Origin of the sequence: Bacillus cereus group sp. N31 (assembly GCF_016483245.1) — a bacterium.
Taxonomy (GTDB): Bacteria; Bacillota; Bacilli; order Bacillales; family Bacillaceae_G; genus Bacillus_A; species Bacillus_A toyonensis.
In genome coordinates this window covers 14703-39309 of sequence record NZ_JAEHCH010000037.1, presented here as the reverse complement: position 1 = coordinate 39309, position 24607 = coordinate 14703, and the positions used below count along the sequence as shown (strand labels likewise).

Below are 24607 nucleotides of genomic sequence, written 5' to 3'. Positions count from 1 at the left end.
TACTCAGGGATATTAGCAGGACTATAATATTCATCCGGTTTACTTAATTCTCCATCTCCTTCTGTAAAGAAGTGATTCAACTTTGGATATAGTCGATAATCAATGTTATCTCTCTCTTTTAATTGTTCTTTCCAATAAGGAATTTCAATTTTTGATAGAATTTGATAGTCTCTTTCTCCTTGAAGAATAAGAAGCGGTATTTTTTGTTTTTTTGACATTTCTGCTGCTTTAATTTTACGGATAGAATCCCAATATACTGGTGGTCCTAAAGAAAAATCCTTTGGAGGATTCTGACTAGAGAAATTAGGATCCTTTAATAATTCAAATTGCGATTTGTAAAATTTATATTCTTCTGGTTTCATTTCTCCAATAGAAAGACGATGCTCCAGTTGATCTAAAACATTGTCTGCGTATGCCTTGCCCGCTCCTCCCATCACAATTGCCCCAGCAATATTTTGATTTTGATTTTTTTCAATTATCCTTGGAATCATCATTCCACCTTGACTATGACCAAGAATATAAATTTGATTTTTATCTATAATAGGTTCATTTTGAAGAAAATGAGTCACAAGAAGTGCATCATCTGTTGTCTCTTTATCAACTGTATAAAAAGGACTAAGTTCTGTTTTCAATCCATGTTCATAGGTTCGTTTATTATAGCGAAGGACAGCAATTCCTTTCGAGGCAAGACCTTCAGCTAAATCACGAAATGGTTTTAAAGCATACGTTGCCGAATCCTGATCGGCTGCTCCAGCTCCATGAACAAGAATAACTGCTGGAAAAGGGCCCTTTCCCTTTGGAACAGATAATGTTCCTGGTAATGGAAATGCACCACTTCCAACTACTACTTCTTTATCAATAAATGATTCAGGCTTACTATATGATGGCCGATCTGCAACAGGACTAAACGGCATACTGAGTTGAAAATCATCTATTTTTCCAGATGGATCTAGTTTTATTAGTAAAGGTACAGTAATTTGTTCAAAAACTAATTTAATCTCTACATTTGTATGAACAGAATTTGTCTCTTTTTGTGTAACCTCTCCAATTTCTACAAAAGAACCTTTTTGTACTTGCGTAGGAATTTCCTCCCAATAGTTCTTCAACCATTTTTCGGATATTATTTTCTGTAATGATCGAGAAGTTAAATCAAATGCAGATTTATAATCTTCAGCATGCATAGAACGGATAAATGAAAAAGCAGTAGATATAACAGGATTTTCATCGTCAATATTGTCTATTTTTTTTATATTTGTGTTTGTTTCCTTTAATTTCGATTTAATTTGGTGGCTGAACGGATTATTATATGTATTTGGATATAAACTTGTTTTCAATACATCCTTATTCCGTCCCTCATACAAGTTTGAATAATCCTCGAAATTTTTAGGTGAAATTACTTCCTCCGCATATGAAACCGAAGGAATGGTTATTGTACAAATTGCACCGACAAGTAATAACTTAATCCCTATTATTTTTTTCGTGCTCATATTTATTCATTCTCCCTTCACAATTAAAATTTTTAATACAGCATGCCTAGTACTATAAGGAAATAGAAATTTTCAAGGCAATTAATAATCTACTTTACAATCCCCTCTAACGGGTTAAAAATCTATTATAAACAAACTTTAATATACAATGCCTTCTCCCTCTTTTTCCACATGTATGTTAACTCTAGAAATTACTTCTTTTCTTTAAAACACTCTTTTTACTGGTTTATTTTATATATATAAGTCGTACTTGTTTCCCCTTTCGCGCCACTTTATATTTTTATCATATACAATAAAAATCTCTTTTTCCTTACCTATTCCTTACAAATTCCTTACATCCGGAATCGCTTTTATAATAGTGCTGTAGGAACCTCTGTGCCCGAAAGCACAAAAAAAGAAACACCGATGTTATTTGCTTTGGTGCTTCTTTTTCTCGTTTTAAATTTTGATTATTTTTCTTGCTATGTAACACAAATTACATTGTGCTGTCTGGAACACTCCTAACGTTGTTAAAATCACTTGTTTCAATGGTAAAATTTATACTAGAGGGTACTATATTCAACAGTTTAAGAAAAAGAAAGGCCCCCTCAAATGAAAAAACGCGCTATTCTTTCTGTAGAATCATAGGAAAGGATAACGTTATTTTCGCTTTATAGATAGTGCAAAACCTTAGTGTAGCTTTAAAATAAAGTTTGATTATTTCTGGTTATATAACCATAGTATATGCAATGGACAAATCTTATAAGTTTTGTCCATTATTACTATATTTCCAATAAATTAATTCTGTATCTCTGTGATCCATTTGGAACCCTAATTTCACCAAAACATTTTTTGAATTGATATTATCAAGTTCACATCTGGCTGTGATATATTTGACCTCATCATGATTTGAGGCCCAGTTTAATAATTTTTGGGCAGCTTCAAAACAATAACCTTTGCGTCGTTGACTTTCATTAGTAGCAAAGCCAATCTCAATCATACCGTTTAAATCGGGATTACCAAAAAATCCAATGCCGCCAACTATTTCTTTGGTATCTTTCGCCACAATGATCCAGGAGTCAAATCCTTTAGTTCCATTATTTTTAATCAGAAGTTCCCGAAAGTAGGGTAAAGCTTCAAAAAAATCTACACCTGGCCACTCACCGTTGGTTTTGTATCCCATTGCTTTGATTGCCTGTATATCACGCTGGGCCGCAGCCTCAATTAGATTAAGATCAAGGGTTTTTAAAATCAGTCTAGTAGTTTCAAGCTTCATAGTAAGTTCACCTTTCTTTTAGATACTAGTTTCATGGAAAATCCTATAGAGGGGAGCTAACGTGCCAACTGTTTCTCATATAGCTGTCAATGTTGCAATGAATTATAAATCGAATAATCTACTTCACCTGAAATATTCTCCAGCCCATTTTCATACAACTCAAGAGCCATTAAGTTTTCCACAGAAGGCGGAAGATTTTTCTTGGACGCATAGATACCGAATTCAGTTGATGTAATAAATCCAAAGCGTTGATAATATCGATAATCTCCCTCAACAATAATTCCCTTATATCCCATTTTAGTTGCAAATTTAATACCTTCCTGCAACATATACTTACCAATACCCTGGCGTTGTTTATTAATTGCCACTGAAACAGGTGATAACATTAGTATTTCATTTTCAAATCTATTACTAATGGGAAGTTTTGAAAGCATAAAGTGTCCTATAATAATCCCTTCTTCCTCAACAACTAAATCAAGTTCAGGAATATAAAATGGTTTTTCTCTGATTTCCCTCACCAAAGCTTTTTCAGCTATTCCATTTGAATAGTTAGTATTTTTAAATATCTCGTATACAAAGCCATCAATAAAACTATATTCTTCTTTTTTAACGACTCTTAACTTCATTAATTCACCTCTCTTGATGCCTTTTTAAGTTTATTATTAATAATTCTTTAAAATTTGGAAAACCCCTGTTTCAACTGCTCTGTATTTAAATAAAAAGGACGTATACCGTATACATGTGCGTTTTGGGGTATTTTCTTTTCTTAGATTGATGGGCATGGGGTAGCACCATCAATCTAAGAAAACAAGTATCAAGTCGAATACACGTATTTATCAAAAAAATCCCAACCCTGATTACTTTCAAGATTCAAAACTAAATCAAAAATAGTATGGTTTAACTTAAGCTAACCATACTGTTTTTGATTGATGTTTAGTTTTTCGAGAACCCGAGTAAATCTATTGAATCATCTGGTGTAAATAATTCCTTCGAATAATTAAGTAATAAAAGAACTGTACTAATATAAAACTTGTGAATATCAGAATGGAGTTTCCTGTAACAGGTAAATCTACCCCTGCTTTGCGCTGTACTAAATATTGTAATGCCATAAGGGCTACACTACTATGAATAATTGCAACAATAATAGGAATAAAACATAATATGCTAAGTTGCTGCGTCACAATTCTTTTTAATTCTTTTTGAGTTAATCCTATTTTAGAAAGCATTTCATATTGCTTTTTGTCCCGCTCTAAATCAGTAAATAGACGGAAATATAAAAAGCTTATTGCAAACACAAAGAATACAATCCCCACTAGCACACTGATAGTAGCTAGTATTGCATTAAATCGTTTACTTTCCATCCAATCTAAATATAACGAATGAAAATTGTAAAACACCTTTCCTTTTTGAGTATCAGAATCGATTATTTTCGTAATCTTTTTAGAAATTTCTTCTGTATCAGTCCAATTTTGAATTAAATAACCGTAATTCGTATACCAATCTGCTATATTTTCTTGTAATTGTGATGCCCTTTTTAATTTTTCGTAAACTGAATCAGCAACAACAACGTAAACTCCATTTGATGGTCTCATTTTATTATTTAACAATAACTTCGAGTTAGAAAGATGAATATGCGTATCTCCTTCTTTCAGTATAGAGGCTTCTTTCTTTAATTCATTCTCAGATTGTTGTTTCATTCTATTTTTAGATGGGAGAATCAAACTATCCTGTTCATTATTTAAAGTTTCTGTGGGATACCCCAGTATTTTCGCTGTTGCATTAAAATCAGTAAGCTTCATAACCTCAAACCTATTATGTGTTGCAATAATGGTATAAGACGCTAATTTATATGAAAATCCAGCAGCATTTAATTGCTTTTCTATTTCAGAAACATGAGATTTTTCTGAAATATCTCCTTTATAGGATGTATAAGTAAATGCATAAGGACTTTGAGCTAATTCTAATTGTCTACTACCTATAGCAAGACAAACACCAATAGATGTCAAAGTAACTGTTGATAGAATCGCGACTATAAATAGTGTTTTTGCATTATCTGTTATTCGATACGATAATTCTGATATGGTTAACAGATTCGTCTTCTTAAAAAATATGTGATCACGCTTTTGTAATGTTTTAATCAGATAAAAACTAAGCTGCGTAAATAAAAAGTAGGTTCCTAATACACTAAAGAATACACAAGCTAACAGAGCATAAATATAGTGATTTCCTGTTTTCAACGCAGTATCTAGATAAAATGCTGCAGCATAACCAATACTAATAAACAAAATCGCGAATATAGCTAACCATTTAGATACTCTTGGTTCTGGCTTTGGTTTCTCTTCTGATTTCATCAATTCAATTACCTGAGTTAGTTTAATTATTCTTGTAGTAAAGAACGAAACCAATAAAAATAACAACAAGAATGAAATACTTGTCACAAGAATTGCCTTTGTTGGAAAATAGAATGGCAATCCTCCTTTTAAAACAAATATAGATGCACTTACTAATAAGATTAACTTGCCAAAAATAAGCCCAATTCCAATTCCTACAATAATTGAACTACTCCCAATTAACATGTTTTCAATGAAAATTAACTGTTTTAATTGGAAATTCGTCATGCCATGAAATGTTAAGATACCAAATTCACGTTTTCTCGTCTTCAAGAATGTGCCAACAGAATATAAAATAAAGAAAAAAGAAAAAAATATAATTAAATATTGAGCAATTTTAAATCCTTGTGCACCCAAACCAATCATAGATTCACTTGTTGCGCCAAGCTTTCCACTAAATTGGGGATGAAATGCAAGTAACTCAAACGTGAAAAAAATCATTACAGTAAAAACACTGCTCAGAAAATATCCTAGATATAATCGCTTATTACGAATGACATTATTCCAGGCCAATTGACGAAAACTCATTCTCGGTTCCTCCTAATAGAGACAATTCATCCATAATTTTCTTATAAAAAATTAAGCGATTATCTTCACATCTAATCTCGTTATAAAGCATTCCGTCTTTAATAAATACTACTCGATCACAGTAACTGGAAACAAATGGATCATGTGTTACTAACACCATAGTTGTTTGGCGCTCCTTATTTAATTTTACTAATAATTGCATTACATCATTTGCAGCTTTTGAATCCAAATTCCCTGTCGGCTCATCTGCAAGAACTAATTGTGGAGAATGGATTAATGCACGAGCAATTGCTGTCCGTTGAGCTTGCCCCCCAGAAATTTCATATAGGCGTTTATGTAAAATCTTTTCTATACCCAATTGTATAGAAATCGATTCAACTCGTTTGTTCATTTCTGACAGATTCACGTTTTCTAATGTAAGTGGAAGAACGATATTTTCTTTCACTGTTAATGTATTCAGAAGGTTAAACGATTGAAAAATAAATCCCAATTCACGACGTCGAAATAATGCTAATTCATCAACTGGCAATCGATCAGGGTTTTTTTCATTAATTAATACTTCTCCTGAAGTCGGAGTATCAATAGTGGAAATCATATTGAGCAGAGTTGTTTTTCCACTTCCTGATGGCCCCATAATTCCTACAAACTCACCCTTATTTATTGTTAAATTAATATTTGTAAGTGCTTCATATGATACCTTCCCATTATAAGTTTTATTTAATTCACGAACCTTTAATGTTTCCATCTAGTAAGTCTCCTTTATCTTCGACCTTTTCAAAATAAGTGTAATGCACATACTTTCTTTTTCATATTGAATAACCTTTCATTTATCTGACAGCCTTGTAATGTTTCTGAAAATAATGAATGTAAAGAATAATATATATATCCTATGCGATTCTATAGTTGAATAATCAGAATTTTGATACAACCCTCCATTGTATGTGTCCAGAAAATTGTACCTTTATGAACATTGGCCATTTTTTAGGACGGATAATATTTAAAAAGTAAAACTAAGTTTATATCTTTTTATAATTTGTAAAACACACCATTAAATATCCAAATAAAAACCCAGTGATTTCATGCACACTTACTGATATCACTGGGTTTTATAAGTTTAACATTTTGTATCTTTTGTAAAACTCGTTTATTGAATAAAAAAATCCCTTCACGATTTGTGAAGGGTTCAGTATACATTGAAATGGGCCTTCCATTTTAATATGTAAAAGAAAAAATTCGTATTGATAAAATTCACTTTCTTATCGTTTGAGTGCTGAACAATTAGTAACCGTAACATTTAAATACATCATATTAATGGTGTAAACACATTAAAAAACAAATATAGTCCGTCCATGCTAAAATTTAAATACATCTTATGTCAGTGTTAAACATGGTCAACATTCTTTGGAGCAAAGATTTTATACATACTTAAATACATCTTATGTTAGTATTAACCTCCGAGACGGAGCTAAAAAGTTTATCGAACTCATGAATTTAAATACATCTTATGTTAGTGTTAAACCCCGATGAAATACAGATAGATACTTTAACAAATATGGAAAAAACCTGATAAGATGAATATTAAACATTATTTTACCAGCAAATAGATGTATTGTGTAACGGTTTTTGTGTTACACCCTTCAGAGCATGAAAATGCCCACGCATCAATGTTTATTTACATTTGATACTACCTTACGGAGTGTTGGCACTTGGTAAATTTCTTATGTGCTACTTCTCCATTTATGGCGTGTAAATCCACCAAATTATTTAATATGGACTCAATTATCTACATTAATCCAGGTATCCTAACTCTTCTATATACTCTTCCATACATTTTTTTGAATGCAATTTGCTTTGTACCGCTAATTGTTTATTTATAATATTTTCGATGTCATAAGTGGAAATGTTTTTCGCCGCATTATAATCAGCATGTGTTTTATATCCACACTGCTTACATTCAAACATAGCTTGTGTACAACGATTTTCTTTACAAATATATCCGCATTGACTACATCGTTGACTCGTATACGCTGGGACAACTTTAATAACTTCAATTCCATAAATCTCTGCCTGATTTTTGATTTTCTCCTGCAAATCAAAATAAGTCCAATCTTTAAGAACCTTATCATTTTTTGATATACCTTTTAAAAGTTCCATTTGAATACGCCCGCAATTATGTTTTAGACACTGTTTCACTATATAGTTTGCATATTTATGATTAGTGCTATTTCGAAACTTAGCTATTTTATTACTTAACACGTCTATGGGCTGTAATCGTTTCGTCCTACCTTTTCCAGTTCTGCTATTACTACAATATTTACTTTGTTTCAATAAGTTGATACGTCTCTGTCGAATTCTTTCATTAAACATTTTAATTTCATCACTTTTAATATTGCTATGAATAAATCCTTCATTAAATGCAAAGTAAACTGTATTTATTCCACCCATATCAATTCCCATGATTAATTCTTTATCAAATTTATTTTCTTTTATAGCATTGAATTTATAAGTAATTGATAAATACCACTTATTTTTGTATTTATGAATCATACATGCGCCTTTGCTGTATGTTTGATTAATTAATCGGTCTAAAATAACTTTCATGCTTTTTTGTTTTTGGGTACCTAACTTTACAAAAATCTTCCCTTTTGGGACATCGCCATTTTCCTTATGAAAATCTCGTGAAAAAAGAGATATACCAGCAATATAATCTCCATTCTTCTCTTTTATTATGTCTACTGAATTATTATGGAGATCAATTGGTATGCGATTTCGAAAAGAAGGAATTGACATCTCACCTTTTCTAATTTCATTTCTTCTACTCTTCCAGGTTTTTATAATTTTTTGAAGAGTGGCAGACATGTTTCCCTTATGTATATCTGGATATTTACTTTGTAATGTATGGTATATATAACCATCAATTTTCTTCTGTGTACACCCATACAAATCTTGGACAGTAGGGTATGTCCCTCTTTCTTTAAAGTAGTCAAAGGATAAAGCATCAAACTCCCATAATTGTTGAATGGTTCGATTACTTATCGTTCTGACCTGATATGTTAAGTTTCGTAATTGTTTTTCAAATATTGTCCAATCGACATTCATTGGACATAAAATTTGATATTTCATTATCTTAATTGTTACTCCCAAAAATGTCACCTCTTCATGTCCCTGATGTCACCATCCTAACCAAATCAACAAAAATTATACTATTAGGGGTCACCATACATGCCCATCAACTTAGATTTTTTTACTTCTCTTATATTAAACCCAAGAAAAAAATTATAAATTGTAGTAATACTTACTTAACTGTATCCAGGCTATTAGCATTTTCTCTATAAATCTATATATGAATACAATTTAGAATTATTTAACAATAATGTTAAATAATTGTTCCCATGTTATAAAATTAAAAAGAACTAGTTCAAAAAAAATGAAAAGGAGAAAAAATATTATGAAGAAGAAATTCAGTTTCATTTTTATTATTGCTACGTTTTTATTAACAACAGTCAATGTATTTGGAGGACAAACAGCTAAAGCAGATACGATAACCCGTTACGGTAAGATAAGTAATTACACGCCTTACAAACCAGGGTCTGACGGAAAGTGGATGACGGATAATGATTGCGCTGTTGACTCAAGTGAGGCATATATTAGAAAGGGCACCAAAATTGTAGTAACGAACTTAGATAAAGGGAAATCTAGAGTTCTTGAGAAATGGGATTATGGCGAGTTTAAAAAATTTGGTGTTATAGTGGATGTACTTCCTAATACATTTGTGGCATTAGGGGGAAAACTAAGTGATGGTCAGATTAAGAATGGTCGAACTGAAAGATCCGGTGGAATAGCGATAACCGAATAATTTTCGAAAAAATCCGGATATAATACTTTATATCTGGATTTTTTTTAGGGGGGATATAATGAAGAAAACCATAGTTTTTTCATTAATAGCTGTATCTTTGTGTATCATACTTAGTTACAAATTCCTTACATCTGGGAGCGTTGTTGTTAATAAAAATGATACACCTTCTCAAAAATTATACATAAACCTATTTGAACCTAAGCTTCTTACAAATACATTTTATGAATATGATCCAACGTTACAAGAAAATACAGTATTATTAAAGAAAAAGATACCAGATTATACTACTTTTTCTTATTCAAAACTCCATAACAAATTGTACTTTGCTGATAAATCTGAAGACGGTACAATGCAATTGTTTGTTAAGGACTTACAAAAAAATCAAATAAGGCAATTGACTAAGGAATTAGGTAATGTAGATCTTATACAAATAGATAACAAACAAACAACGGTTTTCATGAGAGTTTTATTAAAAGATGAGTATCGTAATTTTCATATTGCCACTTATAATATTGAAAAGGATAAGTTAGAAATATGGGAAAAAGACGATAAGGATAAAAGTATTTTGGATTTTGATTACAATCCCATTAATAATAAATTAGTTATAGTTTCCTTTTCTGAGGCTGAGGATAAAAAGAAGCTTGAAGAAGCAAATGAAAAACAAATCACAATGCGTCCAGCTAAATACAGTTTAGATATTTATAATGTGGATGGAAATAAAGAAAAACATGTTAGCTTAGTGGAAAAATTTATTAGCGGGGCTTCATTTGCCGATGATGAAAGTTCAGTGATATTCAGTTATGATGAAAATTTGACCAACCCTACTTCCCATATTGCAGAAATAAATTTGAATTCCAAAAAAATAAAGCCACTATTTGACGATACGGAAAAACACTTTAAAATAAGAGCGTTAAAGTATAGTGAAAAAAGTGAAGGTTTCTTTTTTTTATCAAGTCTTTATGATAGTAAAAAAGATTATAATACATTGGGGTCCCCAAAGGAAAGTGTGCTTTCTTATTATGATATTAAGAAAAAAACAGTCAAAGATATATGGCATACTGATAAAGGAGTAATCGTTAATTATTCAATGGAGATAAAATGAATGTGAAATATTAATTGAATTCTAAAACAAGTAACAAAGAAAACAATCGATTTCTTGATCCAGGAACAGGAATTTATATTCCTTCGAACATTAATTATACTCCTGGTGGCGGTGGCCATTAAAAAAATAACACCTACAATGTAGGTGTTATTTTTTTAATCATTTATATTTGTAAAATGTTTCGTACTTCTTCTATGCGTAAATTTGTAAACTTTGCAATATCTTCAATTGGCATTCCATTTTTATGCATTCCACGAATTAATTGGATTTTCCCTTCTTCAATTCCCTCTTGACGCCCTTCTTTCTTTCCTTCATTACGAGCATGAGCGAACTTCGCGGCTTCATCCATCAAAGCTTTCTCCCTTGCTTCATACGCTTGTCGGAAGGAAGAATCTTGACTCATACGTTCCCATTTATTCATCGCTTTTTGTAAAATCGGGTCTTGGTTCATCGCAATATCCTCCAATGTTTGGGTTAAGTGTTCATCCTCATTCGCTGGAAGTAATAACAACCAACGAACAAATGAATCTTCCCAGGGATTTAATTGTTCATTCCGCCATTGTTGCATGAGTTTTGGAATCTCTACGATGTGAACTTCAATATCACTACTCAATATCTTCTGTTGTTGCTGATTCCATAGGATTCCTGTTGTATGAAATGCTTCATATTCTGGAAACATCATAAAGTTTAATAAATTAATCGTAATTGTTTTATGAAGAGAACTATATGGCATTCCTTTTTGAAGTTGGGATGTGTATAGCCTTCCCCAGTAATATAAACTTCTCTTAATCATATCATGATTATTATTTAGCTGTATTTCCACATTTACCTTTGTTCCCGTATCTAACGTTGCGGAAATATCTAAAATCGATAATTTATCCTCTTCATGTTCGCGATGTAAGTGTGGATCTTCTAATTGTAACGAAACAATGGGTGATTCTAAAGAATTTTGTAACATAGCATTTAAAAAAGCAATTAGAATGTCTTCATTTCCACTTGTGCCAAATAATTGTTTAAAAGCAAAATCAATGCGTAAATTCACTAATTGTTGGTTGGACATGGGTTTTCCTCTCCCCATCTCATAAGATGTTTTTCTTTCATTGTACATAAAAGAGTAATACGTATGCAAACAAGTCCTTATGACAACATACATACATAAGGACTTACACTAATATTGATAAAATTACATACACAAGATATCAATTGCTTTTTATGAGTTCAACATTTTGTATCTTTTGTAAAACTCATTTATTGAATAAAAAAATCCCTTCACAATTTATGAAGGGGTCAGTATACATTGAAAGGGTACTTCCATTTTAATATGTAAAAGAAAAAACTCGTATTGATAAAATTAACCTTTTAATTTTTGCCGCTTTTAATTCACTATAAAGAAACTGTAAGGATTAAATTCATCCTATATAGAGTTTTTGTGTTCCTCATTAGACATGTATATTTGATAAATCATAACTTTTTATGCAATATTGCATAAAAAAACACCTGTTACTCTTGCTATAATTTTAAATGTAAACTGTTGCATCCAACATTTTATAATCTTCTATATTCATTAATATAGAAACCCTAATTACAGGCAAAAGGCGAAGAATATTGGTGGTTCTTCCCCTTTTGTTTATTTTTCTATCAGTCTAATGATTCATTCTATAGTCTAAAAATTTTTATTAATGAAACCTATTAAAATTCAAAAATATAAAAATTTTAGTTAGCAAACTAGCGATAAATACTTTCTTATTGTTTCAATCCTAATTACAATAAGAAAGGCAAAAAGAACTTGTAGGAATCACTACAAGTTCTTTTTAGTTAAGGTGAATATACGGGACAAACAAACTATCTTACAGATTCATTATAAAACTACAGGGGTAATGCTTTGATAAGTATATTATATAACAAATATTAACATCCACAGATTTTAATTTTAAAAATTATGTGAATTAAGCAAACAGAATGGTATATTATTTTCTCTACCTAAAAAATTCATTTAGTTGTTTTGTATAAATAACTTTAAATTAATATCTACATCATAATAAATTAGTGAAATTATAAGTATGGATAAATAGAGAACAATGTAGCGTTCTTACAGAACGGTATATATTTTTGTTTAAGATTAATTAACTATAAGAAAATGAATTTCATATTATAACTAAATATAATTCATGAATATATGTAAATGGTTTTTCTTTATCTTTTTTACTTATATGATACAGAAGTTAGTTATGGGAAAAATTAAACAAACGTTTGTTTATTATATTTTAGCTATGGAAAAATGTTTGAGATATGGGATGAATTACGGGGGGCAATGGTCCACTTTGTTAAATTATGCTTTTACTATATAAATTTTATATAGTAAAAAGTATCCGCTATGGATGTTTTCTCTAAAAAATTATAACTACATTACATGGTCTTCTTAACTGTTTTTCTAAAAAATTTTCTTTCGTAGTGGCCCCTCATACCCCTTACTCAAAACAGAAATAAAAAAAATGCTACCCTTCCCTATAATTATACAGAAAGAATAGCGTATTTTTACCTTAAGGGGATATTATTTTTGTTATCTTGATAGATGTGGCGGTACCCCACATCCATCAACCTAAAAAGAACGAATTACCCCAAAACAATAAAAATTGAGCAAAATGTACACATTTTTCGTTCTGAGGGTATTATGAGATTTTAAGTCGATGGATGTGTGGCGAAATTATATGAAAAAAAGTTTTGCTCTTTTAACCAAAAACGGTCGTTTATGGTTAGATGAACTACTCGTAGCTATTTATGTGATGCCCATTTTTTTAGATGTAATCAAAGGGAGAACAGTTACATCATGAATTTGCCAAATTCCTTGTATCTGTTGTCTCATAAGGAAGAATCTCGTATATTTTTGCAGCAAGTGCCTGAGGAGACTCCCTTGACCCTCTTTTAATCCAATCGGTAACAATATTGAAGATACCGCCTGCTAAAAACAGGATTTGCATTCTGCTCATGTCATGATTACGCGTAATGTCAGCTTGAAAGACCTTTTCCATTGTATAATTCAAATACTCAAGCATCATACTAGATATATTTAAATCAATTAACTTTCCTGACGGCTTCTGTGCAGACACAAACCCCTCTATGATATATTCAATAATTAGCTGCATACTTTCATATGGATCCAAACTATCAACCTCTTTTAAGAATTGTTGAACAATTTCATCCACAGATGCTTGTACCACGTCGTAAACGTTTCGGTAGTATTTGTAGAATGTGACTCTGGCAACTCCAGCCTTTTTGCAAATAGCCGTTACCGTTATATCTTGTAGTTTATGTTCATGCAACAGTGCGCTCAATGCATCCATAATGTATCTCTGAGAGTGTATACTGTCTTCTCTTGACTTTCTCAAAGCTAACACATCCCTTCATTCTGTTCGTTTTAAGTGCAAATCAGCACATAGTGCTTGAAAGATGAAAATTCACTGCTATACTTACACATGTAAGCACAATTGTTAGTGTAGTGATAACGTCATTGTATAAAAGGACATTATTGCTGTCAATGTGTGCCATTTCCGTTGTTTCCTATTGGGAGTTTACCGCCATTTTACAAGTTATAAATAGGGAGGGATATTCAGATACAATTTATAATAAATATTTTAAAATCTTATTATATTAATAATAGGTAAATAAGTGTTTGTTGATTACAACGTAAGAAAAAGTAAAATTTTCGACAAGAATAGGGTGAGATTCAATTGGCAAAATATCTGTATAAATTAGGCTATTGGGCAGTAAATCATAGAAAAAAGGTTGTATTCAGTGCACTCGCAGTTCTTATTGCATTAGTGCTTTTTGCAGTCAACATAGGTTCCTCTTTCAAGGACGAGCTGAGTATTCCGAATACACCAGCAGATAAAGCAGGAAAAGTAATTGAAAAAGAATTTAAAGCGATGCAACCAGCAGGTGCCCAAGTAAAAGTGGCATTTAAAGCACCAAAAAACGAAACCTTGGAGTCAGCCGAAGTACAACAAAAAATTGCAGGAGTTCTTGAAGAAATAAAAAAAGACTCAGCTGTTGATTCTGTGGCAGCACCGATGCAACTGCAGAACCTCAGTGAAGATAAGACAATTGGATATGCAGTTGTTACGTACAAAGTAAAAGCAGAAAAGGTTACAGAAGCTTCTAAAGATAAGATTTTAGATAGTATTGAAACAACAAGGGATGCCGGCATTCAAACGGAGTTATCAGGAGGCGATGTTACGTTTTCTGACTCAGAGACTTCAGGTATGACTGAAATTGTCGGGGTTCTTGTTGCCTTCGTAGTCCTGGCATTTACCTTTGTGTCTTTTTTAGTAGCTGGACTGCCGATTCTCACTGCGATAATCGGATTAGCAATTGGAATGCTAGGAATCATGATTGGAACCAATTATGTGGAAATCCAATCAGTTTCCTTATCATTAGCTGCCATGCTTGGACTCGCAGTAGGCATAGACTATGCACTCTTCATTATCAATCGTTTTAGACAGCAGCTTGCACAAGGAGATTCTGTTCCAGAATCTGTTGCCATCGCAACGGGAACAGCGGGAAGTGCCGTAATCTTCGCGGGATTAACTGTTATTATAGGTCTTTTGGGACTGTCTGTTACAAAGATTCCATTCCTGACAGCGATGGGCGTATCCGCTGCCTTTACTGTGCTTGCAGCTGTGTTGGTTTCCGTCATCATATTACCAGCCATTTTGGGACTTGTCGGCCATAAGATTGCCCCATCTAAACAAAATCGATTCTTGCAAAAGATGACTGGGGCAGGTAAGAAACATGCTGGTTCAAATAAATGGGGAGAATTTGTCATAAGACGTCCTTTGATTGTTACGATTTTCTCAATCGGATTACTTGCAGTGATTTCAATTCCGTTTTTCCATATGAACCTTGGCCTGCCTTCTGATGGAACAACAAAGTCCACAGAAACGACAGAAAGAAGAGCATATGATTTATTGACGGAAGCGTATGGGGAAGGATTTCATGCTTCTTTAATGGTAGTAGCAAAATCAGAAGAAGCAACAGCTGAAACGCAAAATGCTATGAACACCATCGCAAAAGAATTGGGTAACCTACCTGACGTGAAAAGTGTGACACCAGCTATCCCTGGGCCTTCTGGAAAGATTCATATGATTTCTATTACACCAAAAGCTGGACCTGACGATACAAAGACAAAGGATTTGGTAAAAGCAATCAGGGACAAATCGAACCAAACCGAGAAAAAAAATGAAATTGAACTAATGGTAACGGGCACAGCAGCGATGAATATTGATATTGTGCAAAAGCTGAGTGACGCCTTGCCAGTTTTCGCTGCCCTTATTGTGGGACTTGCGTATGTACTCTTAGTTCTAGTGTTTAGATCTCTGCTCGTTCCATTAAAAGCCGTATTAGGGTTTCTACTTTCTCTTGGTGCTACGTTGGGAGCAGTGGTATTTTTCGTGCAGGATGGCCATTTCCAAAATATATTTGGGTTCCCGGCTGCCGGTCCAATTTTAGCCTTCTTGCCTGTCATTCTGATTGGCATCTTGTTCGGACTCGCCATGGACTATGAGGTGTTCCTAGTGAGCAAGATGCGGGAAGTATATACGCATACAGGTGATCCGAAGAGAGCTATTGTAGAAGGAATGCGGGAGAGCGGGAGAGTCGTAGTCGCAGCGGGATTAATTATGATGTCTGTATTTATTGGATTCATGCTGGCGCCTGATACCATCATTAAATCCATAGGTATGGCTCTTACATTCGGTGTTTTCTTTGACGCATTCATCGTGAGAATGACAATCGTACCTGCAGTCATGATTCTCATGGGTAAGTCAGCCTGGTACTTGCCAAAATGGCTGGATAAAATTTTGCCTAACATTGATGTTGAAGGAGAAAGCATTATACATCGCGTAGAAAACAAAAGTGAGAAAATATATAAACAGAACAGTTAAAGTTAATTCATAGTTGTATTCATTTAAAAAACGCTTCCCTATAAGGAGTTCAACCGAGATACGGGTAAATACGGGTTATAGACTGGAATTTATTTCCGATGATTGACCTGTTTATCTTTTATACAGCTATATTCTCTTCTATTGGTTACGGAATGTTTTGTAAATCAATCACATAATCGCCAAAACGTTTTAGATGCTTCGTCATATATGGGCTTAACATCACCAGATTTTCTCGTGAGAATCGATATCCCTCTCTTTTGAGGTGTCATAAAATCATAGTTATAGCAACAACATTTTGAAAAGTGACTGCATAGGCAACGAAATCATTATATCTAATACGTCTTTCTTGTTCTACTGGATCATTTTCAGTAATAATTACATTCCCACCAAAGAATATCAAGCTTTGAAAATTTAACGTGCAATTTTTCCATTTTTCCGTCTGTATTCCAAGTAGGAAAAGGGTCTGCTTAAGTTTGAGCAGACCCTTTTTTATAATACTAGGTGTAAGTTCTTATACATTAAGTACGAACGGATGCTTTTCTCCAGTTATAGAATGGTCTTTAATGAGTATAAGTATTATTATAATCATTACTACAGTATATATGTTGATCACTACACGTCTTTGTATATCAACCTTAATATTTTTCCTTTTTCGACTAAACTAGCTAATAGAAACTCCTCTGTTATTCAATTAAAGGGCGCTTTAATTAAATAAGTTTTTGAATTACGGTTCAGTTTAGAAGCGATATAATTAAATAAACGATACCGTCCATGAAATTTATATTAAAAATAACCGGTTATACTCAGACTGAGGACATGGATGTAGGAGGTTAATTGATGACACAAGTACAAATACCCAACCAACGAATAGAAAAAAAGCGCAACTTCAAATTAGTCAAGTTTACAGGGATTGCTGTTTTGTTGCTTGCTCTAATCATGGCTACCTTCACCATTTGGACACCTCAGCCGAGCATTTGGGCGCTCCAAATGCTCGGCAGCAAGAATAATCCTGAAAATTTTGGCTCCCACCCATCCGATTTGCCCGTTCTTATGAAACAAACTCGGGTTCTCTCTGACATCTCATATCCATCCAAGTACCAAGAAAATAAATTGGACCTTTACCTTCCTCAAATTGATTCGAAGCCACTGCCTGTGATCATCTTTATCCACGGTGGAGGCTTTATTAGTGGAGACAAGTATATGCCTGCCGATTATTCAAGGGCGCTAGCCTCGAAAGGTTTTGCTGTAGTATCCATGAATTACGAGTTAGCGCCAGGGGCCACTTTGTTTAATCAGACGAAGCAAGTCGGCGAGGTATTGTCTTATTTGCAGCAGTTAGCTCAAAAATACCCCTTGGATCCATCGCAGGTGATCTTGGCCGGTTCCTCAGCGGGGGCTTTCTTGGCCGGGGAGTTTTCCCTGATCCAAACCAATTCTGAATATGCAAATCTCGTGGGAGTCCCGCAATCCGTATCGACAAATACAATCAAGGGCTTATTACTATATAGCGCCCCCTACGATATTACGGCATTTCAGCATAGTGATCTAAAGCCCGTGCAACAATTCATAATCAAACGTATGGGCTGGGGCATTTTGGGTGATAAGAACTGGATGGACAATCCGAAGTTTGATGTCTTAAATCTGTCAAAGTATATCACTAAAGACTTCCCTCCTGCATTTGTAACCGACGGCAACACGAATTCATTTGAAACACAAGCCAGGACTTTCGTCGCTACACTTCAAGAAAAAGACGTCCCAGTTACTTCTTTATTTTTCGATCCCAACGAGATAAAAGCGGGTCACGGCTATCAGTTTGATATGGCCTCTCCGGCCAGTATACTTAGTCTGAAGCAGACAAATGAGTTTCTGAAGGGAATCACTTCCTCTAACTAATCTTTGAGGTATTTGCCCAATCAATCTGTTTTATAAAAATTACATTCTTATATTAAAAGAGCAACTCCATTTTGAAAAAAGATTGATCAAAATGGAGTTGCTTTTTTTGTTGCTAAACAAAAATTAAAAGGAGTCTTTTAATCAAATTTTATTCTAAAACTACAACCTTCAAATAAAATAATTATCTTTGAGGTGACACCACATTGCCGTCGAGCTAAAAAATGCATCCATAAAAGGTAGCATTGTGAAAAGGAGCCATTACAGGTTCCTTTTTTCTATGCAAAATAAAAAAATCAGTGGATTCGCTACCTATCCATACTCATCCACCCCACGGTAATTTTTAATTTAGGTATTGAAATTCTCTAAATCTCGATGTATTATATTTTTGTATTTTCTCAGTTTCTAAGCCGAGGAAACATCATCACTTCTGAAAGGACCCAAACTCCAGAGGGTCCTTTTTATTTACTTGAACTCATTTTCAAATTATTGTATTATATTTTCAGGTCTTACTTATATAAATCATTATCAGGAGAATCTGCGGGTTTGCAGGTTCTTTTTTTGTTAAATAAAAAAGCAGCGGACTCGCCATTTTAATTAATCAACACTATAATAATTTATGAAAACTATAAGAAAATAAATTTCATGTTATCGATACATATAATTCATGAACATATTGAGAGTGCTGTGATTCCTGTCCGAAATTAGATACAACTTATCAACACTCTCTTCAGTCTCATTGCATAACAGTGGATTCCTAATGGAATCTGACGCTCTCTTTTCAAATTTGATTATATTTGCACCAAAATCTAAAAATCATATGATATTGTATAAATCAATCGTTTAATATCTTTATGATTATGATTCATATATAAATTCTTCTTTATTTCTTAAAAATTTAATTTCAAAGTTTTTCTCACCAGATACCAATCTTTCAATTAGTAATTTTGTTTCATTGTAGATAGGAGGATTATGAAATGTTCCATAATGTATTGGAACTAATATCTTTGTTTTTAGTATTGTTGCCGCAGATATAGCTTCCTCTGGTCCAAGACATATTGGTTGATTACTAGGAATTATGCCTTTCCCCCTATTAACAATGGCTTGATTTACGGGAAGGAAAGCAATATTAATTGGTCCATACGTATTAGCTATACTCCACCAACGTCCATGCCATAAAGTATCTCCGCAGTGAATAAATGTCTGATTACGATTTTTAATTATCCACGATACTTGTTCATCTCCTGCCCCATCGACCGAATACTCTGCAAAAATTTCGAATTCCCCACATTTAATATTTTCACCAATTTGTAAACCGGTTACCATATTAAACCCTCTTGATTTTACCTCTTCAAGACATGGCTTTGGTACAACTAAATGTATATTTTCCCCAAAGTGTTCCAGGATTGATTCAGGATCGAAATGATCAGGATGCAGATGCGTGATTAAAATCAAATCTGGTTTTTTAAATACTGAAAAGTCATATATTTTTTCAAGTGGCAAACCTAAAAATTCTTTATTAAATTTAAAAGCAGGGTCAATCATTAAAACATGTTCCTCGTCTTCAAATAATATCCCTGCCCATTGCATCCTTTGAACTCTCATAATATTCCCCTTTTAACGGTTGTTTAACATCTTCTTTTTAATCTAGATGTATGTTAATTTGATAATAAACTATAAATTTATTACACACAGTGAGGAAATATAAACCGATTATATTTCTTATATAATCGGTTTATATAAAAAAATATTATAATTTAGACCGTACATATCTTTATTATCTATTAATCTTGACTCAATTGATTTAGATGTTGGACAAGTTCCGTTGTTTTAGAAAAGAAAGGTAAATGATCAGCCTCCATAGTAATGATTTTGTTACAAGGTGTTTCTGTATACATCATACGTTGGAAAGCAAGTGGAATAGCCTGATCTAATGTAGTTTCAATATAGACACGATTGACAGTTCCAAACTTCTCTGCAGATGTTTTTAGCTCTTGTTGGAATGGTCCTAAAGGTTGGGGACGCATTCGTTTAATAGTGGCTAGTTTAATAGCATCATCTTTTGTAGCATTTAAAAGGGTTTGTTCGATATATTCAGGGTCAAGCTCTGCAGTCATGTTACTCGCGTTTACTAACGTCCTTGGTCCTTTTTTCCCTGTCGATTTTCCTCCAAGACTTTCACCATTTTGTGGCAAGAATGCACAAAGATATACCAATTTATCGATTTTATCAGGTACATATTCAGCTGTTTGCGTAATAACAATTCCACCCATACTATGTCCAACAAGAATCACTTTTTCATTTTGTTGATTTATAACATCGATTACTCTCTCAACATATAAATCCAATGTTACATCTTGTGGCGGTGTCATATCTTTTCCACTTCCAGGTAAGTCTAATGTAACTACTTTATGTCCGAATGATTCCAGCTGAGGTTTCACTAATTCCCATGCCCATTCTCCTTGCCATGCTCCATGTACGAAAACGTAAGTACTCATTTTAACCAACACTCCTTCTATACGTATAAGTTTCATCTATTCTTGCAATGAAGTATACTCAGTGTATATCAGGCGCATTGATAAATATAATCAAGGTTATTTATGGATGATATAAATATCGTTTATATAAGGAGCAAAGAATGAATATTTTTGATTTTAAAGTTTTTAAATATGTGGCTCAATTTAAAAGTATTAGTGTAGCAGCAAAAGAATTACACATGACACAGCCAGCTATTACACATATCATTAATAAATTGGAAAAACGATATTCTTTAACTTTATTTGATCGTTCTAGGCAAGGAACGCTTCTAACTGAAAATGGACAGGAATTTTTGATTTATGTGAATCAACTTCTTAACGAGTACGAAAATCTTGAAAATACAGCTTTTAAATTGCAAAACAAAAGTTTTAATAAAATAGTATTAGCTACAAATCCTTCATTCACGGTATACTGTTTAGCAGAATGCATAGAACTAGAGAATTTAAATCAAAGTAAATATGTTCTTACCGTTCGAGAAGGTAGTTGTGAAGAAATTTTCGAATGGATGTCTACCGATAATGCTGATGTTTCTATTACCTTGAAAGAAAAATTAATTCCTGGATTCCATTATCAAATAATAGGTGAGGATCCCTATGTTATGGTTTCTGCAAAATCCATTCCAGCTAATTTGAAAACTGAGAATTTGGAAAAATATCCATTTATCATGCCTCTTTCTAACGGTAAAGAAGTGGTTGAATCTTATTTAAGGCAAAATAAAATAGCAATTAATAAAGTGATGGAGTCTGAGACGATTAGTTCTACGTTAGCTCTCACACTACAAATTAACGGTATAACAATTGTTCCCTTATCAGGTCTAAATAAAAAAATTATTAATGATTTTGTCATTCAACCATTAGAAATTAAAATACAGCGTCCGCTCATAATGCAGTGGTCTCCCAAAAAAGAAAGTGACCCATTGTTCATGTCTTTCAAAGATAACTTGTTAGCTCAATTACAAAAAAATACGAATTCATTACGTTGAGTTAGAAAGTCAAAAAGATAAAAATACATTCATTTTCATTCAGGATGTACATGATGCATTAGGTATTGGCTTTAAACGAAAACAGCTAGTCTTCAAATTTGAAGACTAGCTGTTTTCGTTTAAATAGGTATAGTGCCAGCGCTCTTACAACTGTTATTTTAGTTCAAATTAATACTGAAAATCTTGATAAACGAGCAAAAAGAAAGAGCTTGTTTAGCAAGATTGATTAAAGCATATTCTTACAATATCCTAATGAACTACTCTTTTATAAAAAAGTTTAATCATTTTTTGATTCTTGCTCAGTTAAAGCATCCGTTAATTGAATAATCTCTAGATAACCCAAATAAGCAGAACTGCAATTACAAAACTTTGAATAAGATAGATTACAAAAACTTCCCCCTTTTTTCTTTATCCTTTATCAAGTATGTATTAACTATAAAACTAATAACGCCTATACATACAAAAATAACAATGGATGTAAAAACGAACTGATATGCCATTTTAAAAGCTCCTTTTATATCTACCTGTAACGCAATAACATCACATTTTTCTTTAACTTTATATACTCATCCTATTATTCTTATATAAAAGACATTTATATCATCCATAAATAACCTTGATTATATTTATCAATGCGCCTGATATACACTGAGTATACTTCATCTATCGCAAAACAGATGAAACTTATACATATTAAAGGAGTGGTGGTTAAAATGGATACTTACGTTTTCGTACATGAATCATAGCAAGGAGCATAGGTATGGGAGTTAATGAAACCTCAGCTCAAATCATTAAGTCATAAGATTCTTACATTCTATGAGATAAAAGAATAAAGTCTATTTTCATTGTTTATCTTTCATGTAAGTTCTTAGGCAATAGTTTTATAGTATGGCATTATGTACATTTTATTACTCCACTTTAGAAAAAAGTGGTACATCATAAAGAGTCGGAAATTTCAAAAAACAGAAAAGAGAGAAAAAAATGAAACGATATAAAAAATTGTTAATGGTTGCTCCACTTGCATGTATGTTAGGAACAGGGATTTTTACTTTACCGAATGTATCTCATGCGGCAGAAGTAGTTGATGCTTATAATCAAGGTACTACTTATTCTAAAGAAAACATGGAAAAAGCTCTATACCTGAGATTAATAGAGGGTATAGAACGTTCCCCTGAATTACGTCAGAAATTTAAAATGAACCAAGATGAAAAGATACAAAGAGAATACTTTCCTGAAAATGATCCTTTAGTAGGAGGTATAGCAGGAACTATAGGAGGAGCTATAGGAGGAGTAGCACTGGCTTCTAGGGTTGATTATGGTTTGAAATCTCAATTGAATCAGGTGAATATTACTAGTGTTGGAACAGATTTTAAAGTAACTCCAAGTAAAGTTGTTGAAGAAGATCAAGGTGTAATTAATCTATTAAGTTATAGAAATAATACTCCTGAAAAACAAAAAGCTTTTACAACGGAGGAATCATATAAAAAGGTAGACACTGTTACTGCAACAAATCAATATGGATTTAAACTGTCAGCTAAATCAGTAACTAAATTTGGATTCGATATTGGTTTAGCTAAAGGTGAGCAAACATTTGAAGTTAGTGCTGAGTTTGCTTTTAATCGTACTGATACATTCACTACTACTAATGAAAAGAATGTTACATTTAAAGCACAAGAAGTAATAGCTGCTCCAGGTGGTACAACAGATTACTTTAGCAGAGTTAAAAAAGCAAAATTTTCTGGGTCATTCCAAACTGATGCTGCTTTAGATAGTTTAAAAGTGAAACTGCCTATAGTTAAAGGTGGAAACATGAACGTAACTCATACCGAAGAAGTTACTCTAAATTCAGAAGATCTATATAATATTTTCAAATTAACTTCAAAAGATTTCCCATTACCATCATATTTAAGTTTCGATGACACGAATAAAAGCATATTAGTGAAAAACGCAACTTTTAATTATACAGGAGAAATCGGTTATCATACAGCAATAGATGCAAAATTTACTCCGTTTGATCAAACGAAAGCTACGGCAGTAATGCCATATGCAAAATATGCAGAAAAAACACAGGCTAATGCTCTATTAAGATAAATCTTTTTAAGAAAAACTAAAAAAATAAACCACGGAACTAGCAAGAACCTTCGTATGCAGCAAAGGTTCTTGCTAGTTATTTTTTTATAAGAGATCAGCTTTTTGTTTGCTATAGTTAATGAAAAAAGGGGATTTTCTAGATTTCTAGATAGATTGACTGCTGATAAGTGGTGTTGTGATAACTACTGTTGTGTAGAACGTATATGTTTGATTTTAAAATAAATATGTATATACAAGTTTTATAATTGTTACGGTTGCTCCAAGATAAGCAAACCATTCCCAAAGAGGTGTTTTTTGTTTAGAATCAGTCATATTGTTATTTCCTCCTTTTTTTGATATCCATCAAACAACATTTTATCATAATAGTGTGATTTTTGATTAATTAGATTATCATAACTAATTTGTTCTTTACTTTGAATGGGTTTTACAATCTCTTTATTTACATTATTTTGAATGTATACTTTTGTTGTGTAATTTGATGATATGAAGGGAATTGGTGTGAGGTCAATGTTTTCAATAGTTTGAAAGTAAACTAACGGCTAAAAGTTT

At 32.7% G+C, this 24607-nt stretch carries 16 protein-coding genes and 1 pseudogene; 6 read left to right on the top strand and 11 right to left on the bottom strand.

Annotated elements, in window-relative coordinates:
* The 6 genes from JDS81_RS27780 to JDS81_RS27755 form a co-directional block, all read right to left on the bottom strand.
* A partial coding sequence (locus JDS81_RS27780; RefSeq protein ID WP_199688653.1) for an alpha/beta hydrolase occupies positions 1 to 1487 on the bottom strand: 1487 nt, incomplete at its 3' end.
* Between the two features lie 739 nt (positions 1488 to 2226).
* Positions 2227 to 2742, bottom strand: coding sequence for a GNAT family N-acetyltransferase (locus tag JDS81_RS27775; RefSeq protein ID WP_097879578.1), 516 nt, complete (start codon positions 2740 to 2742; stop codon positions 2227 to 2229).
* An 86-nt stretch (positions 2743 to 2828) separates the two neighbouring features.
* Positions 2829 to 3368, bottom strand: a complete 540-nt coding sequence (locus JDS81_RS27770) for a GNAT family N-acetyltransferase (protein WP_199688652.1) — start codon at positions 3366 to 3368, stop codon at positions 2829 to 2831.
* A 333-nt stretch (positions 3369 to 3701) separates the two neighbouring features.
* Positions 3702 to 5660 carry an FtsX-like permease family protein gene (locus JDS81_RS27765; protein ID WP_199688651.1) on the bottom strand — a complete coding sequence of 653 codons (1959 nt, stop codon included), beginning with the start codon at positions 5658 to 5660 and terminating at the stop codon, positions 3702 to 3704.
* Entirely contained in the window at positions 5632 to 6405 is a 774-nt protein-coding gene (locus tag JDS81_RS27760) for an ABC transporter ATP-binding protein (RefSeq protein ID WP_097953616.1), read from the bottom strand. Before JDS81_RS27760 ends, JDS81_RS27765 begins: the two co-directional genes overlap by 29 nt.
* Positions 6406 to 7448: 1043 nt before the next feature.
* Complete coding sequence (locus tag JDS81_RS27755) at positions 7449 to 8804, bottom strand: RNA-guided endonuclease TnpB family protein (protein ID WP_199688650.1); 1356 nt, start codon at positions 8802 to 8804, stop codon at positions 7449 to 7451.
* A 304-nt stretch (positions 8805 to 9108) separates the two neighbouring features.
* On the opposite strand from JDS81_RS27755, the gene JDS81_RS27750 reads away from it, so the two are divergent.
* Together JDS81_RS27750 and JDS81_RS27745 are read left to right on the top strand one after the other, a co-directional pair.
* Entirely contained in the window at positions 9109 to 9516 is a 408-nt protein-coding gene (locus JDS81_RS27750; protein WP_061656016.1) for a hypothetical protein, read from the top strand.
* Between the two features lie 58 nt (positions 9517 to 9574).
* Positions 9575 to 10618, top strand: coding sequence for a hypothetical protein (locus tag JDS81_RS27745; protein WP_061656015.1), 1044 nt, complete (start codon positions 9575 to 9577; stop codon positions 10616 to 10618).
* Positions 10619 to 10781: 163 nt separating this feature from the next.
* Here JDS81_RS27745 and JDS81_RS27740 read toward each other — a convergent pair whose 3' ends face one another.
* On the bottom strand, positions 10782 to 11678 hold the full coding sequence (locus tag JDS81_RS27740; RefSeq protein WP_061655327.1) for an Rpn family recombination-promoting nuclease/putative transposase: 897 nt from the start codon (positions 11676 to 11678) through the stop codon (positions 10782 to 10784).
* A 1765-nt stretch (positions 11679 to 13443) separates the two neighbouring features.
* Positions 13444 to 13959, bottom strand: coding sequence for a TetR/AcrR family transcriptional regulator (locus tag JDS81_RS27735; protein WP_097953618.1), 516 nt, complete (start codon positions 13957 to 13959; stop codon positions 13444 to 13446).
* A gap of 387 nt (positions 13960 to 14346) precedes the next feature.
* Between JDS81_RS27735 and JDS81_RS27730 the strand changes: the two genes are divergently transcribed.
* Complete coding sequence (locus JDS81_RS27730) at positions 14347 to 16557, top strand: MMPL family transporter (RefSeq protein ID WP_176519594.1); 2211 nt, start codon at positions 14347 to 14349, stop codon at positions 16555 to 16557.
* 145 nt (positions 16558 to 16702) lie between these two features.
* Here the strand turns inward: JDS81_RS27730 and JDS81_RS31150 are convergent.
* Positions 16703 to 16966, bottom strand: a pseudogene (locus JDS81_RS31150) (Tn3 family transposase); the annotation flags it as partial.
* A gap of 428 nt (positions 16967 to 17394) precedes the next feature.
* On the opposite strand from JDS81_RS31150, the gene JDS81_RS27725 reads away from it, so the two are divergent.
* Positions 17395 to 18450: an alpha/beta hydrolase gene (locus JDS81_RS27725; RefSeq protein ID WP_199688649.1), complete on the top strand. Its 1056-nt coding sequence runs from the start codon at positions 17395 to 17397 to the stop codon at positions 18448 to 18450.
* An 855-nt stretch (positions 18451 to 19305) separates the two neighbouring features.
* Here JDS81_RS27725 and JDS81_RS27720 read toward each other — a convergent pair.
* Positions 19306 to 20052 (bottom strand): MBL fold metallo-hydrolase, encoded by a 747-nt coding sequence (locus JDS81_RS27720; RefSeq protein WP_097953619.1) that lies wholly within the window; start codon positions 20050 to 20052, stop codon positions 19306 to 19308.
* A gap of 179 nt (positions 20053 to 20231) precedes the next feature.
* Positions 20232 to 20945: an alpha/beta fold hydrolase gene (locus JDS81_RS27715; protein WP_098134538.1), complete on the bottom strand. Its 714-nt coding sequence runs from the start codon at positions 20943 to 20945 to the stop codon at positions 20232 to 20234.
* Positions 20946 to 21085: 140 nt separating this feature from the next.
* On the opposite strand from JDS81_RS27715, the gene JDS81_RS27710 reads away from it, so the two are divergent.
* Positions 21086 to 21967 (top strand): LysR family transcriptional regulator, encoded by an 882-nt coding sequence (locus tag JDS81_RS27710; protein WP_097953621.1) that lies wholly within the window; start codon positions 21086 to 21088, stop codon positions 21965 to 21967.
* A gap of 981 nt (positions 21968 to 22948) precedes the next feature.
* Positions 22949 to 24058, top strand: coding sequence for an ETX/MTX2 family pore-forming toxin (locus JDS81_RS27705; RefSeq protein WP_199688648.1), 1110 nt, complete (start codon positions 22949 to 22951; stop codon positions 24056 to 24058).
* The last annotated feature ends 549 nt before the right edge of the window (positions 24059 to 24607 follow it).

What these genes read in the sequence shown, in the direction of transcription:
- JDS81_RS27720 (WP_097953619.1), bottom strand. Translation starts at nt 20,052, where the DNA reads ATGAGAGTTCAAAGGATGCAATGGGCAGGGATATTATTTGAAGACGAG.
- JDS81_RS27775 (WP_097879578.1), bottom strand. Translation starts at nt 2,742, where the DNA reads ATGAAGCTTGAAACTACTAGACTGATTTTAAAAACCCTTGATCTTAAT.
- JDS81_RS27760 (WP_097953616.1), bottom strand. Translation starts at nt 6,405, where the DNA reads ATGGAAACATTAAAGGTTCGTGAATTAAATAAAACTTATAATGGGAAG.
- JDS81_RS27705 (WP_199688648.1), top strand. Translation starts at nt 22,949, where the DNA reads ATGAAACGATATAAAAAATTGTTAATGGTTGCTCCACTTGCATGTATG.
- JDS81_RS27735 (WP_097953618.1), bottom strand. Translation starts at nt 13,959, where the DNA reads ATGGATGCATTGAGCGCACTGTTGCATGAACATAAACTACAAGATATA.
- JDS81_RS27765 (WP_199688651.1), bottom strand. Translation starts at nt 5,660, where the DNA reads ATGAGTTTTCGTCAATTGGCCTGGAATAATGTCATTCGTAATAAGCGA.
- JDS81_RS27745 (WP_061656015.1), top strand. Translation starts at nt 9,575, where the DNA reads ATGAAGAAAACCATAGTTTTTTCATTAATAGCTGTATCTTTGTGTATC.
- JDS81_RS27740 (WP_061655327.1), bottom strand. Translation starts at nt 11,678, where the DNA reads ATGTCCAACCAACAATTAGTGAATTTACGCATTGATTTTGCTTTTAAA.
- JDS81_RS27770 (WP_199688652.1), bottom strand. Translation starts at nt 3,368, where the DNA reads ATGAAGTTAAGAGTCGTTAAAAAAGAAGAATATAGTTTTATTGATGGC.
- JDS81_RS27750 (WP_061656016.1), top strand. Translation starts at nt 9,109, where the DNA reads ATGAAGAAGAAATTCAGTTTCATTTTTATTATTGCTACGTTTTTATTA.
- JDS81_RS27710 (WP_097953621.1), top strand. Translation starts at nt 21,086, where the DNA reads ATGAATATTTTTGATTTTAAAGTTTTTAAATATGTGGCTCAATTTAAA.
- JDS81_RS27725 (WP_199688649.1), top strand. Translation starts at nt 17,395, where the DNA reads ATGACACAAGTACAAATACCCAACCAACGAATAGAAAAAAAGCGCAAC.
- JDS81_RS27715 (WP_098134538.1), bottom strand. Translation starts at nt 20,945, where the DNA reads ATGAGTACTTACGTTTTCGTACATGGAGCATGGCAAGGAGAATGGGCA.